4 protein-coding genes are annotated in these 3978 nt (G+C 69.6%); 1 reads left to right on the top strand and 3 read right to left on the bottom strand.

Going from position 1 to position 3978, the window contains the following annotated elements:
- The coding region (locus ACYP5B_RS35035) for a transposase (protein WP_459572723.1) at positions 1-499 on the top strand (499 nt) is incomplete at its 5' end.
- 295 nt (positions 500-794) lie between these two features.
- On the opposite strand, the gene ACYP5B_RS35030 is transcribed toward ACYP5B_RS35035, so the two are convergent.
- The 3 genes from ACYP5B_RS35030 to ACYP5B_RS35020 all read right to left on the bottom strand — a co-directional run bounded on the left by ACYP5B_RS35030 (position 795) and on the right by ACYP5B_RS35020 (position 3887).
- Positions 795-1940 (bottom strand): DUF1501 domain-containing protein, encoded by a 1146-nt coding sequence (locus ACYP5B_RS35030; protein ID WP_459572721.1) that lies wholly within the window; start codon positions 1938-1940, stop codon positions 795-797.
- A 5-nt stretch (positions 1941-1945) separates the two neighbouring features.
- On the bottom strand, positions 1946-3331 hold the full coding sequence (locus ACYP5B_RS35025) for a DUF1800 domain-containing protein (protein ID WP_459572720.1): 1386 nt from the start codon (positions 3329-3331) through the stop codon (positions 1946-1948).
- A 70-nt stretch (positions 3332-3401) separates the two neighbouring features.
- Entirely contained in the window at positions 3402-3887 is a 486-nt protein-coding gene (locus tag ACYP5B_RS35020) for a periplasmic heavy metal sensor (protein ID WP_459572719.1), read from the bottom strand.
- Between the last annotated feature and the right edge of the window lie 91 nt (positions 3888-3978).

Below are 3978 nucleotides of genomic sequence, written 5' to 3'. Positions count from 1 at the left end.
GGCCCTGAACGCGGTGTTCCCGAGCACGACACTGCAGACTTGTGTCGTGCATCTGATACGCGGCAGCCTGGACTACGCGAGCTGGAAGGACCGCCGCGTGGTGGCGGCCGCGCTCAAGCCTGTCTACACGGCTGCCACGGTTGAGGCCGCCGAGGCGGCGCTGTTGGCCTTCGAGCAAAGCGACTGGGGCAAGCGCTACCCACCGATTGCAGCCTCCTGGCATCGCGCCTGGGACCGGGTGATTCCATTCTTTGCGTTCCCGCCGGCCATCCGCAAGATCATCTACACCACGAATGCCATCGAGAGCATCAACGCGCAACTGCGTAAGATCATCAAGACCCGCGGGCACTTCCCGAGCGATGAAGCGGCCACCAAACTGCTGTGGCTAGCCTTGCGCAACATCACCGGCAAGTGGGGCAGCGCCACGCACGACTGGAAAGCCGCCATGAACCAGTTCGCGATCCTCTACGAGGATCGCTTCACACAACCCCATCGCTGAGATAGGATCAAAGGCCTGCCTGCCGGGCAGCCTGCCCGGCAGGCAGGTTTTTAGCCTTGCACACAAAAATCCTGACACCCCCGCCCCGTGGTTTCGTCGTCAGGCCCCGGGTTTTAATTCACTCGTGCCGTTACCGATTTAAATGGCCACGATCCTGTTAATGACGCTGGTTTCGTGGTAAGGCCCCCGGTAGCAGCATCCCTGCCCATTCGCCCATCTGCCGGTACCGGATCGGAGCATCACGATATATCACGCCATGATGGTTTCGTGGCAGGGCCACAAGCAAGCAACACAATCACACCCCCACTAACTCCCCCATCCTCCCCCCCTTCCAAACCTCCCCAAACAACACCCCTCCAACCCGCCCCTCATCCAACCCGAAACTCTGCCCCGCAGCCGCGGCGATCAACCCATCCAACCCCATGGTCGGCGCCAGATCGCGCCCCTGGTAGAGCGCCCCCTGCCCCAAACCCGGCCAGTCGGCCATGACACGCCCACCCTTGACCGCCCCTCCCACCAGCATCGCCACCGCGCCAGTACCGTGATCGGTGCCGCCCGTGCCGTTGGCGGCGGCCGTGCGTCCGAACTCGGTGGCGACCAGCACAGTGGTGCGGTCCCATGCGGGGCCGAGGCCGTCGCGCAGCGCGGCTAGCATGGTGTCGAGGGCCTTGAGCCGGGCCGCCAGCCGCGGCGCTTGCGCGCTGTGCGTATCCCAGCCGCCGGTCTCGATCATGGCGATGCGCGGCCCGTCCGCGCGGGCCAGGAAACCGGCGGCAAGGCGGCCAAGGCTGGCGGGGTCCTGCCGCGCGCCGGCGTCGCCGGCCAGGCCGCGGGCTTGCATGGCCGCGTTCCAGAGGGGGTGCAGTTGCGCGTCCATCTCGTAGAGCTGCCCGACGCGCGTGAGCAGGTCATCGGGCGCCGAAGGCAGCGCCGATGGCGCATAGGAGCCGACTTCCACCGGCCCGCGCAGCGCCGCCGGCACCGTGGACGCGAAGGCGATGGCGTTATCCGGCCGCTTGGGCAGCAGGCTCACTAGCCGGTTCATCCAGCCGTCCTTGACCTGGTAGGGCGCGGCGCCGCCGGTCTCCAGCACGTTCTGCCCGTCGAAATGCGAGCGCTCCCGGTAGGGCGATGCCACCGCATGCACGAACAGCGCCTGCCCCGCGCTGTACATCCGCGCCGTCTCCGTCAACGCGGGATGCAGCGCAAAGGTGCCGTCGAGCCGCGTGGCTTGCGCTGCGTCGATGGCCAGCGCGCCACGCAGGCGGGCGTAGCCGGGATCGGCGTAGGGAATGACCGTGTTCAAGCCATCGGCGGCGCCGCGCTGGATGACGAAGACAAAGCGGCGATCGGAATCCACGCTGGCGAGCGTGAGGCGCGGCAACGCAAGCATGGCGGCGGCGCCGCCGGCCGCGCGGAGGAAATCTCGGCGGGAAAACATGGCAATTACCTCCGTTGAAAATCGGGCGACACCAGCAGCAAGGCCAGTGCGGTCTGCGCGCTTTCGGCGCGCGCAATGGCGGCCGAGGTCGGCGCCGACAGCGTGCCGGCGAGCAGCTTGGGGCCGAGCTCGCGCGCATCGATCCGGTCGCCGACGCGCGCCGCCAGGCGCTGCGCCATCTCAACCCGGCGCACCAACGCATCGGGCGCGGCCCAGCTTGCGGCGATGTCGTCGTAGCCCGCGGGCGAGCCCGGCCGCCAGACCGGCTGGCCGAGCTGGGTCAACATGGGCGCGAAGTGCTGTGCGCCCGCCTCGCGCAAACCCAACCCGCGCAATGAGGAGAGGGTCCACTCCCAAGGCGTCTTGAATTTCGCCGGCTCGCTGGCCCACGCCTCGGGCGACTGCACCAGCGCGCGGTACATCTCGGGCAACGCGCCACCGCTGCGCTGATACGCCTCGGACAAGCGCGCCACCAGCGCGGGCGGCGGCACGTCGGCGACGAAGTGGCGGACCAGCTTGGTGGCCAGGTGATTGGCCGTGGCTTCGCTCTGCGCGAGGTCATGCAGCACGGCCAGCGCCTGCGCTTCACCTTGCTGCGGGTAGCTGCGGCCCAAGATGGTGCGGGTGCCGGGCTCATGCACGCGCGCGCGGAACTGGAAGCGCCCGGGCTCGCCGTCCTCGCGCGCGCCGAGGCCGCCGATGCTCCAGCCGGTCAGCGCCCGCGCGAACTCGGTCACGTCGGCCTGCTGGTAGCCGCTGCGCACGCCGAGCGTATGCAGCTCCAGGATTTCGCGCGCGAGGTTCTCGTTCAATCCAAGCTGGCGCTCGGGCGCACGCTGCGCGGCCACCCGCGCGGCCATGCTGTCGGGGCCGATCGAGCGGACCTGGTCCAGGAAGACCTGCATGGCGGCATGGCGCTCCACCGCGACCAGCATGTCCTCGAAGCGTCCGAGCACATGGGGACGGATTGCCTCGGCCTCGAAGGCGCCGGCCAGCGCGGCTACGGCCGGCTTCTCCACCGAGACCGCGAAGTGGTTGGACCAGAAATGCACCAGCCGCTCGACGAACGGCGCCTGCGTGACCAGCGCACTGGTCACGCGCGCATCGACGGTATCGCGATAAGCCTCGCGCGTCTCGCGCTGCAATTGCTGGCGCGCCGCGGTCTTCGCGTCGGCCTGCGCCTGGCGCACCTCGCGCTGCTGGGCGCCGAACTCGCCGGCCAACGCGGCTGTGCCCGGCTGCGCGCTCCAGGAGGCGGGCCTGGCCTCGTAGCGCTCGAACTGGCCCAGCAGCCAGCCGCGCGGATCGGCCGGCAGCGGCTCATCCGGGCGCGCGCCCAGCCCGAACCGGTTGACCGCGACAGCCGCGGCCGTCATGGCGGTGTTTGTCATGTGTTGCTCCCCTGGGAAATCCTCGTCCTCGGCATCAACCACAGCTTTGCTGTTGTTCTCGATCGCCGCGTCATGGCGCTGCCTTCGCGGGCCGCGCCGGCGCCGTGCGCAGCGGGCCGCGCTGGACCAGTGCATCGGCCAGCTTCTCCCGATCCGCGGGCGACAGCGTGGCGGCGAATTCCACCACGCTGCCTTCCAGCCGGGTGCGCACCGCGGCATCGGCCTCGCGCGTGCGGGCTAATGCCGCCGCCAGCGCGTCACGCTCGAACTGCGGCTGCCGCAGCAATTGCTCCACCTGGTGGCGTCCGTCGCGCGCGGCGTCCACGTCCGACGCCGCGGCACGGCGCGCCGCGCGCAAGCCTTGCAGGAACTGCCTGCGCTGCTCGGCCTCCAGTCCGTCGGCGGCAAAGCGCAGGCCGCGCGGCTGCGCGGCCGCATGGCGCTCCACGGCGTACCAGCGATAGCCGCCACCACCAATCGCGCCCAGCAAGAACACGTTGACCAGCACGGAGATCGCCAGCGCTACCTTGAGCCGCTTCGGCGTACGCTCGTTCATTCCTCGCTCCCGTTATGCGCCATGCCACCGAAGCCGGTCGATGCGTAGGGCAGATCGATGGCGGCCGGCGCCGGCACCGTGGCCAGCACGG

It is taken from the genome of Cupriavidus sp. 8B, assembly GCF_054589115.1.
The sequence above is the reverse complement of the archived record's forward strand: the minus strand, read 5'-3'. Positions and strand labels throughout refer to the sequence as shown.